This window comes from Mucilaginibacter flavus (genome assembly GCF_030409315.1).
Lineage (GTDB): Bacteria > Bacteroidota > Bacteroidia > Sphingobacteriales > Sphingobacteriaceae > Mucilaginibacter > Mucilaginibacter flavus.
The window spans coordinates 40,735-64,155 of sequence record NZ_JAUFPS010000008.1 but is presented as its reverse complement, the minus strand read 5'-3'; the positions used below and the strand labels follow the sequence as shown (position 1 = coordinate 64,155).

Here is a 23,421-nt window from a genome sequence, read left to right as displayed (position 1 = left end):
GCTATAAACAAGTCAAAAGTTTGTTGTTAATTTGCTGCCTGGCTTTATTGCGCATAATATTTAAACAACTTTCAAAGGATGTTTTAAAAATATCAACGCTATCGGGATCAATAGAAAAGGGATTTCGATAAGCGCCGGCTTCATTTCGCCCACACGTAAAAACTGGATCATCAGGAAAAATATCAATACCGCGTTTAATACATTTCCTGTCACAAATGTTTGCGGAAACAGGATCATCAAAGCACTTAAAATTGTAAGTGCCGAAAATACTTTGATCACAGCCATACTCAGGTTAATCTTTTTAAACAAGTCGGCCGCGGGGCCGGTATCTGTTGGTTTGGCATTTAAGCCCTGCCAGCCATGTTTAATACCCATATAGGCTGTAAATAAAATAAGCACCCCGCTAATGATTTTGATTGACATGATTTTGTTTGGTTATAAATACTTAGCAAAGGTATTGGCGTTGATGTCGCCACTGTTTGCAAGCAACAATCAATTGTTTATCAAAATCAAATGTGCCGACTTTAGCAGGTAGTTTTTAGTAAGCATTGTAAATGCCCTTAATTGACAGTCGGATAAGGATATAAGCGTCTGAATTATTATATTTAGCCTAAACTAAATCTGCTATGACCACAATTAATGCAACCGAACCGGTATACTGGTCGGGTATTCAAAAACTGCTGCTCCGGTTTTTCCTCGTATTTTTTATCGTTTACATTATTCTTGATCCTAACGGTTTTTTGCCCTATGCTGATCCGTTTTTTAACTTATTTATCAATCGCCTCCACGTCTTTATACCCTGGATAGCCAAAAATATCCTGCACCTGGCCAAGCCTGTTACCGAATTTACAGGCGGCAGTGGCGATACCACGTATGATTATTTGGTTTTATTATTTGTGGTGACTTTTTCGGCAATAAGCGCTATCATCTGGTCGGTAATTGACCGTAAGGCGCGTAATTATAATAAGCTGTTTTATTGGGTTTGTGTTATTGTGCGGTACTATGTGGCGCTAACCATGTTGAGTTATGGTTTTATTAAAATTATAAAACTGCAATTTGGTTCGCCAACGCCGGGCCGGTTGCTTGAATCATTTGGCGATGCCTCGCCCATGGGCCTGGCCTGGACGTATATGGGCTACTCTACCGGGTTTAACTATTTCACCGGGATAGCCGAGGTTTCTTGTGGCCTGCTGCTCTTCTTCCGTAAAACAACTACGCTGGGGGCTATTTTGGGTGTGGTTGTTGCCGGCAACATTATGGCTATCAATTATTGTTTTGATGTACCGGTTAAGCTGCTTTCAACCATGCTGGTGGCTATGTCGTTGTTCCTGTTGTCGAAAGATGCCTTGCGGTTAATCAACTTCTTTTTCCTTAATAAAAGCGCGCCGCCATCAAATATTGATCCGCACAGATTTAAGGCAAAGTGGAAAAATATAACCCTTAAAACCATAAAGTATGTATTGATCATTTATGTAGTGGCCATCAATTTATATGGCGATATTGACGCCGCAACCCAATACGGCGATAAAGCACCGAAACCGCCGCTATACGGTATTTATGATGTGCAAAGTTTTGTACGTAATAAAGATACCATTGCGCCGCTTACCACCGATACCACCCGCTGGCGCAAGCTGATTATTAGCTATGCAGACAACGCCCGCATAAAGCTGATGGATGATACTTTAAAAAACTACAGTTTTAAAACCGATGTTAAGACGCATAGCATCGTTATCAATACCTACACCGATACATTAAAAAGAAACCTGTTCAGATACACCGAAGCGCCAAACGGTGATTTGCAACTCAAAGGCATGTGGGATAAAGATTCCCTGAAAATTACCCTCAAAAAATTCGACCTTAATAAATTTCGCTTAATCAACAGGGGATTTCACTGGATAAACGAAGCTCCTTATAATAAGTAGGACTGCTGGATTTTGGGACTGTAGGACTATTGGACTTTGGAATGAGGGGATTTAATCAATAAATTTCAGAAGTTCTTTAAGCTCCTTGTCTGCTATGTTTTCCTGCTCGCTTTTATCGAATATCGTGAGCAAAAAAACGGTGTTCTGTACAATTTTAAAACATGTAATTACGCGGGCACCACCCGATTTACCTTTCCCCTTGCTTGAAATGGACATCCGGATTTTGTAACAATCGTTTCCGAGAGATATTCCTTGAGATGGATTTTCTTTGAGAGATAAAAGAAGAGATGAAAAATCAGACTTAAGCGATGGATGTTTTTTTGCCAGTCGCTTGAGTTCTTTTTCAAATTTAGATATGAATTTGACGTTATAACTCATTCAGCAAATCATCTGCATTACGAGCTTCAAGTTTGCCGGCCAATACCAGATTTAATTCGTCTACGGCGTCTTTAATGTCCTCTAAAACTTTGGCTTTGTAAGGTGTAAGTGGCTTTGCTTTTACGTAAGGCAAGTCGTTTAGCAATGCCATAAGCATCTCTACCTTATTCTCTTTAACGTCCAATACAAATTTCATATATCAAAATTACAAAATTATACCGTTGAATTTTAAGGATATGTTTTGTTAATGCACACAAAGTAAAGGATGAATGAGTATTTTACTCATTCATCCAAAAGTCCTTGCTCCTTTGTCCAAAAATCCTTGCTCCAACTAAGGTTTCCAAACGTTATTGCTCTTATCTGAATCCACGTCGTACGTAGTACCTAACACTATTTGTTTAATAGTGCCTTTGGCTGTAAAGTTTACAGTAGTGGTTTTGTTGCCTTTTTCCCAGCAAGCTATGGTTTTGCCGGCGGTTTGGGTGCTGCCATCGGTGTAATAGATGGTAAGGTGTACGGGAACAGCTTTGGTACCTATGCTGGTAATTGTGGCGGTGTAGTTTTTTGCTACATGGGTTATTTTGCTGATGCCTAAGTCGGGGATGCCGTTATCGAAGAACCAGTTTTTCCAAAACCAGTTCATGTTAATGCCGGCGCCGGCGTTCATGGTATTAAAAAAGTCGTAAGGCATGGGGTGTTTGCAATGCCACAGGCTTATGTAATTATGCAGCGCTTTGGTAAATAGCTCATCGCCCAGCATTTCTTTAACATACAGGTAGCCAAATGCTGGTTTGGGGTAGTTATCGGTAAATTGTGCAATGCCCAGTAAGCCGGGTGTAAGGGTCATGATAGGTACATCCTGCTCAGATCCTGCCGAACCGTTTACCGCGCTGATACCATAAAGATCGGTTATTTTAGGATCAATCTCGGGACTAACCAGCCATTCGCCAATAGTAGCCCAACCTTCATCCATAAACGCGTACTTGGTTTCGTTTACGCCCATATAAAACGGGAACATGGTATGGAAAATCTCGTGGTCTGTTAACTCAATGGCATCCTCGCTTTGCTCAAGCGGATTGTCGTTCACCATCATAGGGTATTCCATTTGATCCAGGCCGTCAAAGACGGTTTCATGCGGGTAGGGGTAAGGCCATTTAGGGAACTTGTAGCTCATGGTTTCTACCGTTTTGCGGGCGTAATTAATTACTTCAAAGTAATCCTTGTGCGCCGGATTAAACACAGCGTCAACACGGGTGCGCCTGCTGGTTTTAGGATCAACTACCAGGCTGCTTGCTTTCCATATATAATGGTTACTGGTGGCAAAGGCCAGATCGGTAACGCTATCGGCTTCAAATTTCCAGGTATTGGTTGGGTTCTTTTTGGTAATGTCGCCGGCGGCCAAATCGGCCTCGGTAACAATGTCGGTTACTTTATCATACGTGTTGGCGGTGGTAATCAGCTTTACATATTTAGGGTTGTAAACCTCATCGGCATTTTTAAGGTTACCGGTTGCCCAAACCTGGTAGTCGCCGGGTACGGTGATCTCGGCATTAAAATGGCAAAAGTCGTTATAAAATTCTTCCGATCCCTTGTACGGATATTCGTTCCAGCCATCAATATCATCATAAACGGCTACCCTCGGAAAAAAGTAGGCTATGAAAAACGCGCCATCGTCAACCTGCCCGGTACGGATATGTGATGTTTTGTTAAGTGTGTAGGCGTAAGCAATATCAAAGTGCGTAGTTTGCTTTGGGTTGATGGCCTTTGGCCTCACCGACATATTGGTATTAACAATACGGCGTTTGGTGCTATCCAACGTTTGTCCATCCTGGCTCATTGATTTAATATCCACCCCATCGGTAAGGTCGTTTGGTGATATACCCCTATCCCGTGCCGCTCCTTTTTGGTAAAGGTTTGGATAAAGCTTAAAGGTTACCCTTTTTAACGTATCCGGACTGTTGTTTACATAATCAATACCAACAGTGCCGCTCACCAAACGTGTTTTAGGGTCGAAGTTTACTTTGATAGTATAGTTTGCTGTATTTTGCCAGTAATTTTTACCCGGCGCGCCACCCGGTGTGCGGGTACCCTTGGTATAGGTTTTTTGCAGGGTAGTATTAATAGGGAGGACTACTTGTGCCGATGCTACGGCGCTGCCAAATAGTAAAACTACAGACAGTAATTTTTTGAGGTTGATCATGAAGCCAGATTATATCACTTATATTTACCGTAAATATAATAAACAGGATGTAAAGCAACTCAATAACAACTGTTTTGCCGCTTGTTTAATATTGTCCATTATAACCGTACTGACCATGACCTCAGAAAAAATGATTATCATAACAGGTAAGCAATACCTGGAGCTTAAGCAAAGTTTAGAAAGCGGAGAAGGCCTTACCTATAATATAGGTACCGATAAACACCCCGAAATGGTTAAGATAACCAATATGTACATGGATACCGACCCCGACTTTACCCGCAACTCGGGTCAGTTTGCCAAAATGAGCGAAAGCTTAAATGTGCAGGTAAAGCTGGAGTATGTGGCGAAGTAAAGCTAAAACTTAGAATTTTTTATTTAAAGGCCGTTGCGAAAAATTAATAATAGCGGTATCATCATCGCTAATTTCATTTTTCTCTTCCCTGCTTTTGATATATACAAACCTGCCGTTTTTGATAGTATATAATGAGCCGGTTGATCTCATATCATGCTTTTCACTATAGTAGTATTTGTGCATGGTGAATATTTTGTTACCATTAATCACAAATATTCCAAAGCCCGGTAAGTAATCACGATTAAATTGTTCGTCCTTTACCAGGGTTTGGGCTTTGTTATCTATTGCATACAACATGATGTAGCCGCGGTTGGTATCAGTCAAAATTGAGATTAGGGTCACATCTCCCCAAATTAACCAACTGCATTTTTCAATATGACCGTTTTTTAACTGGCAAATAAAGGGGCGGGCGTTTTTTAAATCAATCTTATATTTTTTGAGGATACAAAGGGTTTTGCTTTTTACCGCAAGGCATGCACTATCACGGTCAGCATACTCAACCGGAGCTAAATCAACAGAATCTATGCCTGGATCAACCAAGCTTTTACTTGTGCTATCGGCCTGTTTAGTTTTTATTTTTACTCCTGAACTGTCAGGACTAACGCAAGAGACTATTGTTGATAAACTCATCACCAATATCATGAAAACCAGGAGTTGTTTCATCTTGATTGCTTTGTAATTGGCTACCTACTTGCTAAGTGTACTTTATATCGCTCACCTATCCTCTCGAGTGCGGAAATCAAACAACATCACATTGGAAAGATTATTGTTTAATTCAATAATTCCATAATTCCATAATTCAATAATTGATATTCTACCATCCTCCCTTAAAGCCTTCAGTTAACGCGTGTTTATAACCTTCCAAATCAAAAGAGTATAAATAGGGCGCTTTGTGGGCACCGCCTTTGCGGGGCTGTTCGGCGCGGTTAAGAATGCCGAAACCTAATATACGGCGCTGAAAGTTACGGCGGTCCAATTTTTTATCTAAAATGGTTTCGTACAGTTTTTGCAGCTCGGGCATGGTAAATTCCTTCGGCATCAGGTTGTAGCCAATGGGTTGGTAATTTAACTGCACACGCAGGGTATCTAAAGCCGATTTAAAGATGAGGCCGTGATCAAGCTGCAGCTCGGGCATATCCTCCATATCGCGCCAGGCGCATACTTCAGAGAAACGGTCGGGCTGTGGGGTTACCTCAAAAAAATCGACCAATGCGTAATAGCCAATCGTTAAAAAACGGTTCGAGAACCAGTTTTCCTCAGGCGGCAGCATATCAGCGTACATATCGTTATGTACTTTTGAACGATCCGGGTCGCCAAAAACATGAAATTGCTGTAAAAAAATTTCATCAAGGCCTGTACGCTCCTTCAATATGCGGTTGGCGGCCATTTCAATAGGCTCGGGCTTAAGCACAAAGCCGCCCGGCAGGTACCATTTTTCTTCGTCCTTGTTTTTTAACAACAACACTTTCATCTGGCCTTCATGAAAGCCAAACACCACGCAATCTATAGAAATATGGTCGAGGTAGCTTTCGCGTGCCTCTTTACAAAACTCAATAAGTTCTTCCTTAGTTAACATTTGTGCTATTCTACAAAAATAGTTTGATTATTTAATTATAATAATTACAATTGTGTACTAAATACACAATTGTAATGTTGTTGTAACCTAACCAATTAAAGCGATAATTTTTTAATTAAGCAATTATTTAAAGGCGAATGACGCTTTTTTAGAGGGCTATTTTTTGCCAAACACTATTTATACTATATAAATTAAAAAAATGAACAAGTATTTTTCAACTCAGCTTTTTGCCAGGGTTATCCCACTTTGTGTGGTGTTGCTGCCATTTAGTAAGGTATCGGCACAAAATAAAACCGAAAATGCCAAAATGAATGTTTTTGTGAGCGGTCTACTAAAAAAGATGACTCTCGACGAAAAAATTGGCCAGCTAAACCTGGTAACTATCGGCGCCCCAACAACAGGCTCGGTGGTAAATAAAGGTGTGGCGGAAAAAATTAATAAAGGAGCCATTGGCGGTGTGTTTGGTATCTGGGGTGCAAAAAATACCAAAGAAGTGCAGGAAGCCGCGGTTAAAAACTCGCGTTTACATATCCCGCTTATTTTTGGCTTGGATGTAATTCACGGTCACCGTACTATTTTTCCTATTCCGTTGGGCATGTCGGCAACGTGGGATATGGACTTGATCAAACAATCGGCCCATATTGCAGCTAAAGAAGCGACTGCCGAAGGTTTAAGTTGGGTGTTTTCGCCAATGGTTGATATTGCCCGCGACCCACGCTGGGGCCGCATCTCTGAAGGATCGGGCGAAGACCCATGGTATGGCAGCCAGGTTGCTAAAGCCATGGTGCAGGGTTACCAGGGGGCAAGCATGAAAAATGCCGATGCTGTAATGGCCTGCGTAAAACACTTTGCTTTATATGGCGGTGCCGAGGCCGGTCGTGAGTATAACACGGTTGATATGAGCCGTATTAAAATGTACCAGGATTACCTGCCACCTTATAAAGCCGCGGTTGATGCAGGTGCCGGTAGTTTCATGAGTTCATTTAATACCGTTGATGGCGTACCCGCTACAGCCAACCAATGGCTGTTGACAGATCTGTTACGCAAGCAATGGGGTTTTAATGGTTTCGTAGTATCTGATTATACAGCCGTTAACGAAATGCAGGCGCACGGTTTAGGCGATTTGCAAACCGTATCGGCCCTGGCCCTGAAAGCAGGCCTCGATATGGATATGGTTGGCGAAGGCTTTTTAACCACCTTGAAAAAATCACTAAAAGAAGGTAAAATAACCCAGGCCCAAATTGACCAGGCTTGCCGTCGTGTGCTGGAAGCCAAATACAAATTAGGCTTGTTTGCCGATCCTTATAAATCAATGGATGTTGCCCGCGAAGAAACAGATGTTTTATCTGTAGCTAACCGGAGTGCCGCCCGCGAAATTACCAAACACTCATTTGTGTTGTTAAAAAACGATGCGCAAACTTTGCCACTCAAGAAAACAGGTTTAAGCATCGCCTTGGTTGGTCCGCTGGCCGATAATCACCGCGATATGCTGGGCACCTGGGTAGTTGCCGGCGACTGGGAAAAATCGGTAAGTGTTTTAGAAGGTATTAAAAACGTTGTTGGAAACGGCGTTACTGTTAACTACGCCAAAGGATCAAACATCACTGAGGATACCGAATTTATTAAAAGGCTGAACTTTGGTCCGGGTATGATTTCTATCGATCCAAAATCAGCCGATGAGCTATTGAAGGAAGCTGTAGAGGCTGCAAAAAAATCTGATGTGATTGTTGCCGTAGTAGGGGAGTCGCAAAGTATGTCGGGCGAATCATCAAGCCGCTCTGATATCAGCATTCCCGAACCACAGGAAAATATGCTGAAAGAGTTATCAAAATTAGGCAAGCCATTAGTTGTTGTGTTATTTAACGGTCGCCCGCTTACCCTAACCTGGGAAAACGGCCACGCCAACGCTATTTTGGACGTTTGGGCACCGGGTACCGAGGCGGGTAACGCCATTGCCGATGTTTTATTTGGCGAGTATAACCCGGCAGGTAAAATTACCGCGACATTCCCACGCAGCGTAGGTCAGATACCTATTTATTATAACCATAAAAACACTGGCCGTCCGTATAGCAGTGGTCCAACTAAATTTAAATCAAACTATCTGGATATTTCAAATGATCCGCTTTATCCGTTTGGTTATGGTTTAAGTTACACAACATTTAGCTACAGTGGTGTAAAGCTTAGCAAAACCAAGTTAAAAGGTAATGAAACGCTTACCGCTACGGTAACCGTAACCAATACCGGCAAATACGCGGGCGAAGAAGTGGTGCAGCAATACATCAGCGATCCTGTTGCCAGCATAAGCCGTTCTGTTAAGGAATTGAAAAATTATAAGAAAATAAACCTGCAACCGGGCGAAGCCAAAGAAGTAACTTTTGCCATTACGCCAGAGCAGTTGAAATTTTACAACAGCCAGCTAAAATATGATTGGGAACCGGGCGAATTTGTGGTACAAATTGGTACAAATTCAAGTGATACTCATTCGGCATCTTTATGGTGGAGTAAATAAAATATAAAAGCCTTATATGTTTATAAATAATATATGATGTGAAATTGTGCCGCCATAATTGCGGTAATCAGCAAAGTGCTATGCATGTTAAATGCATAGCGCTTTTTTTGCTTTAAAGCCATTTTTATGACGAATATGTCAGGGCGTTTTCTACGTTATAAATGTAGTTTAAACATTTATTATTGTTGTTTATAAATGTTTAAACTACATTTATAAGTACTTAAAATAATAAATGTTATGATGACATTATTGTAAAAACATGATGATATTTTAACACTTTTTGATCTTTTACTTTGTAATATTTTAATGGCATCAACTCAACAAAAAAATGAAAGCTTTAAAGGCACTTGCTTTAAATATTAATGTCGAGGAACATTCCGGATGATATATATGCGCCAACAGCGCAAAATTAACTTTATAAAATTTTTAAATAAGTAGGGGTTTTGTTAATGATTTATTAATATAACATCTGCAATTTGTGATTTTACTGCCCTAAAATGTTTTATAAATAATTAATTTGTAAATCTATATTTTTCACTTGTGTAACTAATACACTCTAACTACATTAGTTCCATAGCCAATATAAATTTCTGGAACACCAGAAACCGAACAAATTCTGATAGTATTATAACATTTTGATCATGTAGCCCTTGTTTAAGGAACATGAAAGGAGCGTAACGGGATAAATTAAAATTGTTGCAGGAAGTTCATATATGATAAAACTTTTACACTCAAACATTTTAAAATCTTCATTATTTACAGGGCCACTTTTTGTGCGCCGGCCTGATGGTTTTTTTGTTCTCACCAAAAAAATCGTCGCAAGGCTTGTTATAGTCCAGTTAAAAACTTAGCGAAGCACTAACCTTTAGAACCAAGATCTTAAATCAAATATATTAATCAACTAAATCTCAATCTCATGTTTAAAAGTTTACTCCTAAAAGGAAGATTCCTTGGCGTGCTACTATGCTGCCTGGTTTCTTCATTGGTAGTTACAGCCCAAACAAAGTACAAGGGTAAAGTTATCGGCAGCGATGACAAATTGCCTATCATTGGTGCGTCGGTACGTATCAATGGTTCTACTACGGGCGCTGTAACTGATGTTAACGGCGAATTCAGCCTTAGCTTAAGCGCCGGCCAAACGCTGGTAGTATCTTACATCGGCTATCAAACCGCCGAAGTAAAAGTTGGTAGCAATACCAACATGACAATCACCCTGATTGCCGGTAACAATGCTCTGAACGAAGTTGTGGTAACGGGTTATACCTCGCAACGTAAAAAGGACATTACCGGTTCGGTAGCTGTAGTTAACGTGGCCAGTTTAAAAACTGTTCCATCTGGTAACACCGCATCTTTATTACAAGGTCAGGCTGCCGGTGTAACAGTAATTAACTCTGGTAACCCAGGTGGTAGTGCTACGGTTAACGTGCGTGGTGTAGGTTCTATCTACAACACACAGCCGTTAGTGGTTATCGATGGTGTTCAAGGCTCGTTAAATGATATCAGCCCTAACGATATCGAATCTATCCAGGTACTGAAAGATGCTGGTTCTGCTGCCATATATGGTGTACGTGGTTCAAACGGTGTTGTGGTTGTTACTACTAAAAAAGGTAAAACAGGCAGCGCGGTAGTTACTTATGATGCATATTACGGTACACAACGCCCATTAGCTGATGGTTTTAAATTGGCCGATTCAAAAACTTATGTTGAAGCAATTTATGAATCATACAAAAATACACCTAAAGCCGATGGTACCGGTAACTTGTTGAATGGTAATGCTCAGTATGACCCAAACAACACAGGCACATGGACTGTTCCTGATTATTTAACTCCGCAAGGCGCTAAAGCAGGTGCTCCAAATACAGATCCTTCAACTTACGTTTTAAATCCTTACATTACTGACAACCAGATCACCAAGGCAAATAAACAAGGTACTGATTGGTTTCACGAGGTATTTAAGCCGGCTCCAATTCAAAGCCACAACGTTACTGCCAGCGGTGGTAGCGAAAAATCAACGTACTTAATGTCGGTTAACTACTTTAACCAACAAGGTACGCTTATTGACACTTACGATAAACGTTATTCGGTAAGGGCTAACACTTTGTTTGCTATTGGTAATCATATCCGTGTAGGTGAAAATGCTTATATTTTTTACAAAAGAAATCCTAACGTTAGCAACAACCAAAACGAAGGTAACGCGATATCATACATTTACCGCGAACCACCGGTTATCCCTGTATATGATATAGCCGGCAATTTTGCAGGTACAAGATCAGGTGCTTTGGGTAACTCAAGTAACCCGGTAGCTGTTCAGGAACGCAGCAAAAATAACAGGAATAACAACTGGGATATTAATGGTAACATTTTTGCCGAAGTTGATTTCCTTAAACATTTTACTATTCGTACAAGCTTTGGTGGTACTGTAGATAACTACTACTACTACTATTACACCGTACCAGCTTACGAAAACTCAGAAGGTAACACTTCTACCAATGGTTTTACCGAAGTTGCAGGTTACAATAGCCAGTACACCTGGACAAACACCTTAAACTATAACCAACAGTTTGGAAAACATAGCGTTAAGTTTTTGGCCGGTACTGAGGCTGTTACTACTTACCGTCGTGGCATCCGCGCAGGTGGTGGTAACTATAACATCTCTTTTGACCCTAACTACGTAACTGTAGCAAACGGTGCAAACCCACCAAGCAATGGTGTCGATCAGCTTTTTGATGCAGGTCTGCAATCATTCTTCGGCCGTTTAGATTACAACTTTAACGATAAATATTTGTTAAGTGGTACTATTCGTCGTGACGGTTCTTCATACTTTGCACCTGGCCACCAATGGGGTACTTTCCCATCAGTAACTGCCGGTTGGAGGGTTTCAAAAGAAAGCTTCATGAAAGATATCAGTTGGTTAAATGACTTTAAGATTCGTGCAGGTTACGGCTCATTAGGTTCACTGTCTGGTATTGAAACTCGTTTGAGCAATGCATATAACCTTTATGCACAATCAAACGGTAACGCTAACTACGATATCAATGGCACAGGTAACACAACAGTTACAGGTTTATACAAAACTCAATTAGGTAACTTAGCTACTACCTGGGAAACTGACAAAATCAAAAACATTGGTTTTGATGCAACCATCTTAAACAACAAGTTAGATTTATCTTTCGAGTATTTCCAAAAATCAGTTACCGGTTTATTATTCCCATCAACAGATCCTTCTTTAGCGCTTGCAACAGTTGCAGTACCAAACCTTCCATATGTTAACGGTGGTAACATTCAAAACAATGGTGTGGAGTTAACAGCTAATTACCATGGTAATGTTGGCAGCGAATTCAAATACGATTTAGGTTTGAATGTAAGCCATTACTCCAACCTTGTAAAAGATTTAAATGGTATTAAATATCAGGACAGAAATAGTAATGGTTCAACTCGTTTGCAAAATTTTGTAAGGTTACAACCAGGTCAGCCGGTAGGTGAGTTCTACGGGTACCAAGTTATCGGTTTATACAAAGATGCTGCAGATATTGCCGCTTCACCAACCGATGGTAACGCGAAACCAGGGTTGTTTAAATACGCGGATATTAACCACGATGGTAAAATAGATGCAAACGATAAAACCTTTATTGGTAACCCTAACCCTAAATTTACCGGTGGTTTTACATTAAACATGAGCTATAAAAACTTTGACTTTAATGCATTCCTTTACGGTTCATTTGGTGGCAAAGTGTTTAACTACGTTAAATACTGGACTTACTTCCCACAAGTATTTACAGGTAACGTAAGTGCCGACATTTTAGGCCCTAAAGTATGGAAACCAGGTGCTGATAATACCAATGCAACTATCCCGGTTTTAACCCGTACAGCAAATGCTGATAATACTGGTCAGCCAAACTCATGGTACGTTGAAAGTGGCACTTATGTAAGGTTGAAATCATTAACTTTGGGTTATACTATTCCAAATTCACAAATCAAAAGCTTAGGTATCAAAAAATTAAGGTTCTACTTCCTGGCCAACAACTTGTTCACCATTACCAAATACAGTGGTTTGGATCCTGAGTTGCAACCATCAAGCACAACTGATAATACCAGTACCGGAATTGATTTTGGTAACTACCCAGCTAACCAAAAAATATACAACATTGGTGTTAACGCCACTTTTTAATGCAAACATATTTTTAAATAAAAGTTATGAAAAAATTACAAAAAAAACTGATCATACCGTTGGCACTATTATTAGTGTGCCTGGTATATGCATGTCATAAAGACATGTTGAACAGGCCAATTTTGCAAAGTTTAAGCCCGGCAATTGTGGCCAACAAAACCGGTGTTGAAAGTTTATTGATTGGCGATTACTCTTTATTAGATGGTGTAGGTGGTATTGGTGGCGGTATTGATGCTGCCGGTTCAAACTGGCTGTTTGGTAGTGTTGCCGCTGGTGATGCTTACAAAGGTTCTGAACCATCAGACGGTGGTAACGATGCTTTGCCTGTAGGTAACTTTAACGAAACTACATCAAACCCATACATCACATCAAAATACACTTTATGCTTTGATGGTGTTGTACGTGCGAATGACGTATTACGTACCTTGAAATTAGCAAAAGATATCTCTGCTGATGACGCTAAACAGATTACCGGCGAGGCTCGTTTCTTAAGAGGTTACTACTACTTTGAATTAAAAAAGATGTACAACATGATTCCTTATGTTGATGAAACTGTTACCGATGGTAACCAGCCAAACGATAAGGATATCTGGCCAAATATCGAAGCTGATTTACAGGCTGGTGTTGATAACATGCCTGCTAAAACCGGCAGCAAAGGCCGTGCAAACAAATGGATTGCCGAAGCATATCTTGCTAAAGCCTACATGTTTGAGCATAAATACGCACAAGCTAAAGCTAAATTTGATGATTTTATCGCTAACGGTGTACGCCCTGAAGATGGCGCTACTCACTACGCTTTAAATACAAACTTCCAGAAAAACTTTAGCCCTCAGGCTGGTCAGAAAAACGGTGTTGAATCTGTATTTGCTGCACAAGCTTCAGTTAATGATAACTCTGGCGGTAACAACGGTAACACCGGCGACGAGTTGAACTTCCCATACAATAGCGGTCCTGGTGCCTGCTGCGGTTGGTTTAACCCATCACAGTCATTAGGTAACTCATTTAAAACAGATGCAAACGGTTTGCCATTGTTTACCACTTATAACACCGGTAAACTGGTAAGTGGTAAAACTGATCCTTACACTGGTACGGTTGATCCACGTATTGATATCACTATGGGCCGTCCTGGTATTCCTTATCTTGATTGGGGCAATCCTCCTGCAAGCTGGATTCGTGACCCTACAGATGGTGTTTTCAACCCACGTAAAAACGTTTATTCATCAGCAGAAAAAGGCACAAACTCAAGCACTGAAAACTACTGGGCTGCAAACGAGGTTACTTCAAATAACGTAAACCTAATGCGTTTTGCTGACGTGCTTTTAATGGCTGCTGAGGCAGAAGTTGAAGTTGGTAGCACAGATCAGGCTTTAGCGTATGTTAACATGGTACGTAACCGTGCTGCAAATACTACCTGGTGGGTTTATAAAGGCTCTGCTTATGATCCGTCAAAATCTGAGTACACTACTAAAACTACTCCTGCTGATAACTACCTTGTAAAACCCTACCCTGCAGGTGCATTTGCCGATAAAGCTTATGCCCGTACCGCTATCCATTTTGAAAGGAAATTGGAGTTAGGTATGGAAGGTCAGCGTTTCTTTGACTTACAGCGTTGGGACCAGGGAACTGGCAGCATGGCTGATGAGATCAATGCTTTCTTTGCTTATGATGTTAACATCAATAACCAATTGAGCGGCGCTAAATTTACAAAAGGCAGAAACGAGTATTACCCAATACCACAAGCCCAAATTGATCTTTCTGCATCAACAGGTGCTGGTAAATTAAAACAAAACCCTGGTTATTAATTTTTGATAACCCGTTCAATTATTATAATTTAGGTGGAGGTAATTACCTCCACCTTTTTTATTAGCCAACTGTACCAAATTAATGAAGAATATCTACGTTTTAAGCGGCCTGTTCATTTGTTTACTATCGGCGTGCAAAAAATCTACCCTGTTTGAGCAAATTCCTTCATCACAATCGGGTATCACATTTAGTAATACTATTGTTGAAGATGATAAGATCAACCCCCTTACCAAACTCAACCTTTATAATGGTGGTGGTGTAGGCATAGGCGATTTTAATAACGACGGTTTACAGGATATTTACTTTGTGGGCAACCAGGTATCAAACAAATTATACCTTAACAAAGGCGATTTTAAATTTGAAGATGTTACTGATAAAGCAGGCGTTGGCGGCCGGGGAGGCTGGGGCAGGGGCGTAGCTGTTGTGGATATTAACAACGATGGGCTTGCCGATATTTATGTATGTAATACCCTGCTTGATGACTCGGTTAAAAGAACCAACCTGCTTTATGTAAACCAGGGCGTAGGTAAGGATGGTGTTCCGGTGTTTAAGGAAATGGCTAAAGAGTATGGCCTGGATATTAAGATCCACTCTACCATGGCTTCATTTTTTGACTATGATAACGATGGTGACCTGGATATGTACTTAACTGTAAACGAGGCTGTGGCCAGTGATAACCAAAGTACCTTTAGGCCGGTTATTAAAGATGGTAGCCATCATAGCACAGGCAGGCTTTACCGTAACGATTGGGACCCTAAATTAAAACACCCGGTATTTACCAATGTATCTAAACAAGCGGGTATAGGCATTGAGGGCTACGGGCATGCGGCAACTATTGTAGATATTAATAAAGATGGCTTTAAAGACATTTATGTAACCAACGATTTTATCCCCGATAACATCCTGTATGTTAATAATGGTGACGGCACTTTTACCGACAGATCAAAAGAGTATTTTAAGCATACGTCTTTCAGCGCCATGGGACAGGATTTTGAAGATGTGAACAACGATGGCCTGGTAGATGCCTTTGAGGTAGATATGAACCCCGAGGATAATTACCGCAAAAAGATGTTCATGCCCTCAAATAATTACCAGATTTTTCAAAACTTTGATCATTACGGGCAACAATACCAATATACCCGTAATACTTTACAAATTAACCAGGGCCCGCGCAAAGGTCAGAATGATTCTCTAGGTGCCCCAATTTTTGCCGAAACCGCTTTTTTAAGTGGTGTTGGCCAAACCGACTGGAGCTGGGGACCTTTACTAACCGATTTTGATAACGACGGACTTCGCGATTTGGTAGTAACCAACGGTTACCCGCGCGACGTTACCGATCATGATTTTATCGTCTTTCGTAATTCGGCATTCGCGGTGGCATCCAGTAAGCAAATTCTGGACCAGGTGCCTATCGTAAAAATTCCAAACTACGCCTTTAAAAACACCGACGGGCTTCAGTTTGCCGATGTATCTAAAGAATGGGGCTTAAGCGCTCCCTCATTTTCAAACGGCGCGGCGTACGCCGATTTAAATAATGATGGCGCTATGGATATGATTATCAATAACATTGACGATCAGCCTTTCATCTACAAAAATACCGCCCGCGAAAAAGACAAAACCAACAACAACTATTTGCATATCCAATTCCATGGCGGGGCACAAAACCCAGGTGGTATTGGCGCGTTTGCAAATATTTATTACAACCACGGCAAACAGCAGGTTTATGAAAACTCGCCTTACAGGGGATATTTATCAACCATTCAAAATATAGCCCACTTTGGTTTGGGCAACATAACCAATTTAGATTCGGTGGTTATAAGTTGGGCAAACGGTAAAAAGCAGGTTTTAACCAATGTTAAAACCAACCAAACCCTTAACGTAAAAATAACCGACGCGCACACGCCATATTCCTTTAAACAGCCTGCGTTTAATAATACATCGTTATTTAAAGAAGTGACCCAATCGGCGGGGATCAGCTACAAGCACCAGGAACATGACTATATCGACTTTAATGTTCAAAAATTAATTCCGCATAAATTATCGCAATACACCCCGGCGGTAGCTGTGGGCGATGTTGATGGTAATGGCTTTGATGATATGGTAATTGGTGGTACTACCCGTTACCCGGCACAGTTATTATTGCAACAACCCAATGGTAAATTTATTCAGCGCGATTTGTTGCCGCAAGCAAAAGCAGAAGCTACGCAGAACGGGCCAATGGATATGGGATCATACGGTCAGCCTAAAATAAGGCTGAAAGATGAGGGCCTGTTGTTGTTTGACGCCGATGGCGACGGTCATCTTGATTTATATATAGCCAGCGGCGGTAATGAAAGCGAGCCGGGATCAAGCAACTACCAGGATAGGTTTTATATTAATGATGGTAAAGGCAACTTTAAGCTACAGCCCGATGCTTTGCCTAAAAACCTAACCAGTAAACTTTGCGTAAAGGCTGCTGATTATAACCGGGATGGTAAGCTGGATTTGTTTGTATCTGGTCGTGTTGATCCATGGAATTATCCTAAACCGGTATCGAGCTTTGTGCTACGTAACGATAGTAAAAACGGCGTAATTAAATTTACCGATGTATCGGCTTCGGTGGCTTCGGCCCTAAAAGATATGGGCCTGGTGTGCGATGCCACCTTTACCGATTTTAACAACGATGGCTGGCCCGACCTGGTAATCACCGGCGAGTGGATGCCCGTCACCTTCCTTGAAAATGATAAAGGCACATTTAAAAACGTAACGCCCAAAACAGGCATACAGGATAAATTAGGCTGGTGGAACACCATTGCCGCCGGCGATTTTGATCACGATGGCGATATCGACTATATTGTAGGTAACACCGGGCTGAACACTTTTTATAAAGCATCAGATCAATACCCTATTTATATAACCGCTAAGGATTTTGATAACAATGGCAGTTATGACGCTATTCCTTCCGTTTTTCTGAAAGATCAGGAAGGTGTTAAACAGGAGTTTCCGGCATTTGGGCGCGATGACATGATTAAGCAAATTATTGGCACCAGGGTGAGGTATCAGAATTACCGCTCGTTTGCAACGGCCACCATGGATTCTGTTGTGACGCCTAAAATGCGTGAAGGTGCCATAAGGTTAAAGGCAAATTACCTGCAATCGTGCTATTTGCGTAATGATGGCGGCGGTAAATTTACAGCTATCCCCTTACCAATTGACGCGCAAATGTCTGAACTATGCGGCATCACTGTTGATGATTTTGATGGTGATGGAAATTTAGATGTAGCCCTTAACGGTAATGATTACGGCACCGAAGTAGCAACCGGCCGCTATGATGCTTTTAACGGTTTGCTACTTAAAGGCGATGGTAAAGGAGGCTTTAAACCTATGAGTATTTTACAAAGCGGTTTGTTTATTCCCGGCGATGGCAAGGCTTTGGTGAAATTAAGAGGAGCCAAGGGGGGCTACTTGTTGGCAGCTACGCAAAACCGCGATGCCATGAAGCTATTTGAATTGAGGCGGGCTGTAAAAACGGTTAGCTTACAACCTTTAGATGCTTTTGCTACCATTAAATATAAAGATGGAAAAACCACAAAAGAGGAATTTTATAATGGAAGTTCTTTCTTGTCGCAATCAGGTAGATTTTTTAATATTGAAAGCAATATGGCATCGGTAACCATAACCGATAGCTTTGGCCACCAACGAACCGTACAGCTTAACTAATTATTTGTATATGAGGTATTTTAAAATATTTGTAGCCCTTCCGTGTTTATTGATGTTGTACGGATGTACGCAAAAAACAAAAACAGCATTACCTAAGGATACCGATGTATTGCATGAAAATGTTGATCAGCTAACCCAGGTAATTATATATGACGTTTTTACGCCACCAGTGGCCAGTCGCATTTACGGTTATACCGCGCTGGCTCAATATGAGGTTGTACGTTATAGCAACCCCGATTATAATTCTATTGCCGCTCAGTTAAAAGGCTTTGGCAAGCCACCCGAACCTAAAAAAGGGCTGCAATACAATTATACTTTGGCGGCTACCAAAGCTTTTTTTACAGTGGCACATAAGGTTACATTTTCTGTAGATACCTTACAGAAGTATGAAGACAAGGTATATGCCGCTTATAAAGATAACCTTGACGATTCTACCTACGCCCGCTCAATAGCTTTTGGTACCCAGATGGGTAAATTTATATTGAAGCGCGCCATGGTTGATAACTATCCGCAAACCCGTGGCAAACCCCGTTTTTTAGGTAACGACGCGCCGGGCCAATGGCGGCCAACCGCTCCCGATTATTTGGATGGTGTAGAGTTTTGCTGGGGTACTATGCACACCTTCGCGGTTGATACATCTACCCAGTTTAAATTGCCGCCGCCAACACCATATAGCGAGGATAAAAACAGCGAGTTTTTCAAAGCAACCCAGGCCGTTTATGATTTAAGTAAACATATAACCCCAGAGCAGGTAACCATAGCCCGCTTTTGGGATGATAACCCTTTTGTAATTCAGCACAGCGGGCATTTGATGTTTGCCAACAAAAAAATTACCCCGGGTGGGCATTGGATTGGCATAGCCGCTATCGCCTGTAAGCAAACGCATGCAGATGTGGCTAAAACGGCCCAGACCTACGCTTTAACATCAATAGCACTGTTTGACGCGTTTATTTGCGGCTGGCAGGTTAAGTACGAAACCAACTACATAAGACCGGTTACTGTAATTAATGATAAAATTGATCACGATTGGTTGCCTATGCTGCAAACACCTCCATTCCCCGAGTATCCAAGCGGGCATAGCGATATCAGCGCCGCATCGGCAGTAATATTAACCCATTTGTTTGGCGATAACTTTGCTTATGAGGATACCAGCGATTATAAATACATCGGCATGAAACGCCATTTTGATTCGTTCCTGAAAGCATCTGATGAAACCTCAATAAGCAGATTTTACGGAGGCATTCATTACATCAACAGTGTAAACCAGGGCGCGGTTCAGGGCCGCCAGGTTGGTGAATACATCTGGAAGAAATTAAAACTTAAAAAATAAGGGCTATAAGCTATATGAATTTTAAAAAAAGTTATCGTGTTACTGCTTACCTGCTTTTATTTTCGGCTACGTTAGCGGGCGTTACCCTTGTTAACGGATGCAAGCCTAAACCCAAGCCCTATGTTTTAACGGGGAATGTAAAGGTTGATGGCGAGTACCTGGTTAAAACAAAATGTACCCGCTGCCATGATCTTGCTCCTGTTAACTCATTAACCAAAGGTGTTTGGGAAAATCACGTTTTGGTTGATATGGCACCCATGGTACATATATCAACCTATGGAGGCTCGTACTTTAAAAATAACCCTAATGATACTACCGGTGTAACTATTGCCGAGTGGTTTACTATAGTTGATTATTACAAAAAACTTGCACCCGATACGCTAACCCCTGCCAAAAAACCAAGTCCGCTAATTGAAGATTGGGCTGGTTTTACGTTAAAAAAGCCAGCGCCGGTTAGTTATACCAGTTTTACAACCATGGTAGCTTACAACCCAGTTAATCATAAATTGTACAGCGCCGATGCCGAAAATGAAAAGTTATTAAGTTGGGATGCTAATCTCAAATCAGATTCGCTGGGGTCGTTCCCGTCGGCAGGTTTTGGGGTAAGTTTTGATAAGGACGAGCAAGGTCATAACCGTGGCTTTTTTGCCAGCATAGGCAGAATTGAACGGGTTGACTTCCCTAACGGAAAAATAGTGAAGGTTGACCTTGACGCTAAAGATATTAATGCCTCACAAACCTACATCGCATCTGATTTACAAAGACCGGTACAAACCGTGATAGCTGATTTTAATAAGGACAAGCTGACCGACGTAGTAGTTTGCAGTGAGGGTATAAAAAAGGGTGGCGTTTACCTGCTTAAGCAAAATAAGGATCATACTTACGAGCAATCGACCATTTTAAATAAACGTGGCGCGGTGCAGGCCGTAACCGGCGATTTTAATAAAGATGGCTGGCCCGATATTATGGTGTTAACCGGCAGCGGCGATGAAGGACTTTGGCTGTTAACTAACGATCAGAAAGGTGGTTTTACTACCCGCAAGTTGATAAGCTTTCCGCCAACTAACAGCTCAACCAGCTTTCAACTGGCTGATATGGACCACGATGGCAAGCCGGATTTGGTATACACCTGCGGTTATAACTATCATGATTCGCGCATATTGAAGCCGTACCACGGTTTGTACATTTACACCAATACCGGCGACTGGAATTTTAAGCAAAGCTATTTTTATCCCATAAATGGTGCTACCAAAGCTATCGCTGCCGATTTTAATGGCGATGGTAACCTTGATATTGCTACCATTGCCTTTTTTGCCGATATGCAAAACACCCCACAGGAGGAGTTTATTTATTTTGAGCACACCAAGGGACTTGATTTTAAAGCGCATGCTGTACCGGTAAGCCAATACGGCCGATGGATGTGTATGGAAGTTGCCGATATTAATAATGACGGACAACCCGATATTGTGTTAGGTAACTATGCCAACGGGTTTAAATTTATTCATGATTTAAAACCACAATGGGATTTGCATTTACCACTCGTTGTGTTGGAGAATCATATGAAGAAGTAGGGGGAGCTATTTTATTGCCATTATTAAAATCGGTGGAATGGCGTAGATTGTATAGCGTAGAAGACTCACCCGGCGAGGCTACACCCGCCACACTCTCTTCACTTCGGTGGAAAGAGGGGTTTGAACGCTGGATATTAGAAGGATGTGATAAAATATAAACTTTTCAAACCCCTCTTTCCGGCGAAGCCGAAGAGAGGGTGGCCAGCGCAGCGTAGCCGGGTGAGTCTTCGCCAGCGTTTCGTCTACCACGTGCAAGCCGAATTTGCTCTGCATAGCTTGAGAGGCATGTAATGTATCTCTACATAAAAAATAAAAAAAGCCTTAAACAGCTACGTGCGTATGAAAAAACAAAAAAGGCTTTCATCAAATAATATCTGCCTATTGCTGGTATTCGTATTTACTATAGTACTGGCTTTTAACAGCTGTAGTGACAGTGGTTTATCATCAGATGACGAAAAATACCTTGCCGAAGGACAAGTGTTAGTAAAAAAACATTGCGCAAGTTGCCACCAGGCTCCCGATCCTTCTTTACTTGATAAAACTACCTGGGATAAAAGTATCCTGCCGGCTATGGCACCTAAGCTCGGTATCAGATCTTTTATGGACTCATATATCGCGCGTACAGGTTCGGCAATCAGCTTAAATGACTGGTATAAAATTGTAGTTTACTATAAATACTACGCGCCCGATAAGCTAACTATCCCCAAACCAGAAGCGGTTAAGGATTGGGCTATCTTCCGTGTGCAACGTCCGCCGCATGTAGATACTACAGGCATGCCATCTATGACTACTATGGTTGGTTTTAACACCAATGATAAGCACATTTATAGCGGCAGCGGCAAAAGCGGTTTGTATCGCTGGGATAAGGATTTAAACTCAACTCTGGTTAAAAAGTTCCCCTCGGCCATTGCGGATGTTAACTTTTTTAAAACTGATGCTAACCCCAATGAAGCTACAATTACCTGTATTGGTGTATTGCCTCCTAATGATTTGCTGAAGGGCAAGCTGATTAATATTAATCTGGATAGCAAATCAAAAAGTAAAGATTCGGTACTGGTTACCGATAGTTTGCCCCGCCCGGTAAAAAGCGCTTATGCCGATTTTAATAAGGACGGCTTGATGGATTATGTGAGCTGCGGTTTTGGAAATAACCGGGGCGGTTTGTTCCTGGTGCAGCAACAGGCAAATCACAAGTTCATCAAAAAAAACATCAGGGCTATTCCCGGTCCAACACAGGTTTACGTTGACGATTATAATCATGATGGCTGGCCCGATATCATGTGTTTGTTTGCCCAGGGCGATGAAGGCGTATGGTTGTTTCTGAATGATAAAAAGGGCGGTTTTGACGCTCAAAATATTCTGCGCTTTCCGCCGGTATATGGTACCAGCAGTTTCCAGGTAGTTGATTTTAATCACGATGGCAAGCCTGATATTTTATACACCTGTGGCGATAATGACGACTACTCACCCATATTAAAACCTTACCACGGGGTATACATTTTTACCAACCAGGGTAACTGGAAATTTAAACAAACTTACTTTTATCATATCAACGGCTGCTCCAAAGCGGTAGCCGCCGATTTTGACCACGATGGTGACTTGGATTTAGCTGTCATCGCTTTCTTTCCCGATTTTAAAAATCACCCTGCCGAAGGTTTTACCTATCATGAACAAACCGGCCCCGGCAAATTCAAGGTACACGAAATTCCGGTAAACCAATACGGCCGTTGGATTTCGATGGATGTGGCCGATGTTGACCAGGATGGCAACCTCGATATTATTTTAGGCAATTTTTCCATTGGTGGCAAAGGCCTCATTAACCAAAAGGGGTATAAACCCAATTGGGATTTATTTGAACCCATCATTGTGTTAAAAAATACACTCTCAAAACGCCCTTAAAAGCGTGTTTTGTA

At 41.5% G+C, this 23,421-nt stretch carries 15 protein-coding genes; 9 read left to right on the top strand and 6 right to left on the bottom strand.

Translation table 11 applies throughout. The features are described 5' to 3' along the window. Nucleotides 1-60: 60 nt before the first annotated feature. A complete protein-coding gene (locus tag QWZ17_RS02415) occupies nt 61-423 on the bottom strand; it encodes a hypothetical protein (protein ID WP_290303283.1) in 363 nt (120 codons plus the stop codon). Between the two features lie 203 nt (nt 424-626). Here QWZ17_RS02415 and QWZ17_RS02410 point away from each other — a divergent pair, with 203 nt between their 5' ends. Further along, nucleotides 627-1,922, top strand: coding sequence for a hypothetical protein (locus QWZ17_RS02410; RefSeq protein WP_290303281.1), 1,296 nt, complete (start codon nt 627-629; stop codon nt 1,920-1,922). 51 nt (nt 1,923-1,973) lie between these two features. Here the strand turns inward: QWZ17_RS02410 and QWZ17_RS02405 are convergent, their stop codons facing one another. The 3 genes from QWZ17_RS02405 to QWZ17_RS02395 form a co-directional block, all read right to left on the bottom strand. Next, a complete protein-coding gene (locus QWZ17_RS02405; protein ID WP_290303280.1) occupies nt 1,974-2,300 on the bottom strand; it encodes a type II toxin-antitoxin system RelE/ParE family toxin in 327 nt (108 codons plus the stop codon). Beyond that, nucleotides 2,290-2,496: a hypothetical protein gene (locus tag QWZ17_RS02400; protein WP_290303279.1), complete on the bottom strand. Its 207-nt coding sequence runs from the start codon at nt 2,494-2,496 to the stop codon at nt 2,290-2,292. Before QWZ17_RS02400 ends, QWZ17_RS02405 begins: the two co-directional genes overlap by 11 nt. 135 nt (nt 2,497-2,631) lie before the next feature. Beyond that, the gene (locus tag QWZ17_RS02395) at nt 2,632-4,500 is read right to left on the bottom strand and encodes a M1 family metallopeptidase (RefSeq protein WP_290303278.1); all 1,869 of its coding nucleotides are present in this window, start codon (nt 4,498-4,500) and stop codon (nt 2,632-2,634) included. Here QWZ17_RS02395 and QWZ17_RS02390 point away from each other — a divergent pair. After that, nucleotides 4,499-4,852, top strand: a complete 354-nt coding sequence (locus tag QWZ17_RS02390; RefSeq protein ID WP_290303277.1) for a hypothetical protein — start codon at nt 4,499-4,501, stop codon at nt 4,850-4,852. The genes QWZ17_RS02395 and QWZ17_RS02390 overlap by 2 nt on opposite strands. Before the next feature lie 9 nt (nt 4,853-4,861). On the opposite strand, the gene QWZ17_RS02385 is transcribed toward QWZ17_RS02390, so the two are convergent. After that, complete coding sequence (locus QWZ17_RS02385; RefSeq protein ID WP_290303276.1) at nt 4,862-5,515, bottom strand: hypothetical protein; 654 nt, start codon at nt 5,513-5,515, stop codon at nt 4,862-4,864. A gap of 151 nt (nt 5,516-5,666) precedes the next feature. Then, nucleotides 5,667-6,428 (bottom strand): NUDIX hydrolase, encoded by a 762-nt coding sequence (locus QWZ17_RS02380; protein ID WP_290303275.1) that lies wholly within the window; start codon nt 6,426-6,428, stop codon nt 5,667-5,669. Nucleotides 6,429-6,627: 199 nt separating this feature from the next. On the opposite strand from QWZ17_RS02380, the gene bglX reads away from it, so the two are divergent. The 7 genes from bglX to QWZ17_RS02345 all read left to right on the top strand — a co-directional run bounded on the left by bglX (nt 6,628) and on the right by QWZ17_RS02345 (nt 23,407). Next, entirely contained in the window at nt 6,628-8,937 is a 2,310-nt protein-coding gene (bglX, locus tag QWZ17_RS02375; protein ID WP_290303274.1) for a beta-glucosidase BglX, read from the top strand. Nucleotides 8,938-9,853: 916 nt separating this feature from the next. Further along, nucleotides 9,854-13,105 (top strand): SusC/RagA family TonB-linked outer membrane protein, encoded by a 3,252-nt coding sequence (locus QWZ17_RS02370; protein WP_290303273.1) that lies wholly within the window; start codon nt 9,854-9,856, stop codon nt 13,103-13,105. A 26-nt stretch (nt 13,106-13,131) separates the two neighbouring features. Further along, a complete protein-coding gene (locus tag QWZ17_RS02365; RefSeq protein ID WP_290303272.1) occupies nt 13,132-14,907 on the top strand; it encodes a RagB/SusD family nutrient uptake outer membrane protein in 1,776 nt (591 codons plus the stop codon). Nucleotides 14,908-14,989: 82 nt separating this feature from the next. Beyond that, a complete protein-coding gene (locus QWZ17_RS02360) occupies nt 14,990-18,607 on the top strand; it encodes a VCBS repeat-containing protein (protein ID WP_290303271.1) in 3,618 nt (1,205 codons plus the stop codon). Nucleotides 18,608-18,617: 10 nt separating this feature from the next. Beyond that, nucleotides 18,618-19,937: a vanadium-dependent haloperoxidase gene (locus QWZ17_RS02355; RefSeq protein ID WP_290303270.1), complete on the top strand. Its 1,320-nt coding sequence runs from the start codon at nt 18,618-18,620 to the stop codon at nt 19,935-19,937. 14 nt (nt 19,938-19,951) lie between these two features. Then, nucleotides 19,952-21,508, top strand: a complete 1,557-nt coding sequence (locus tag QWZ17_RS02350; protein ID WP_290303269.1) for an FG-GAP repeat domain-containing protein — start codon at nt 19,952-19,954, stop codon at nt 21,506-21,508. Between the two features lie 339 nt (nt 21,509-21,847). After that, entirely contained in the window at nt 21,848-23,407 is a 1,560-nt protein-coding gene (locus tag QWZ17_RS02345; RefSeq protein ID WP_290303268.1) for an FG-GAP repeat domain-containing protein, read from the top strand. Nucleotides 23,408-23,421: the final 14 nt, after the last annotated feature.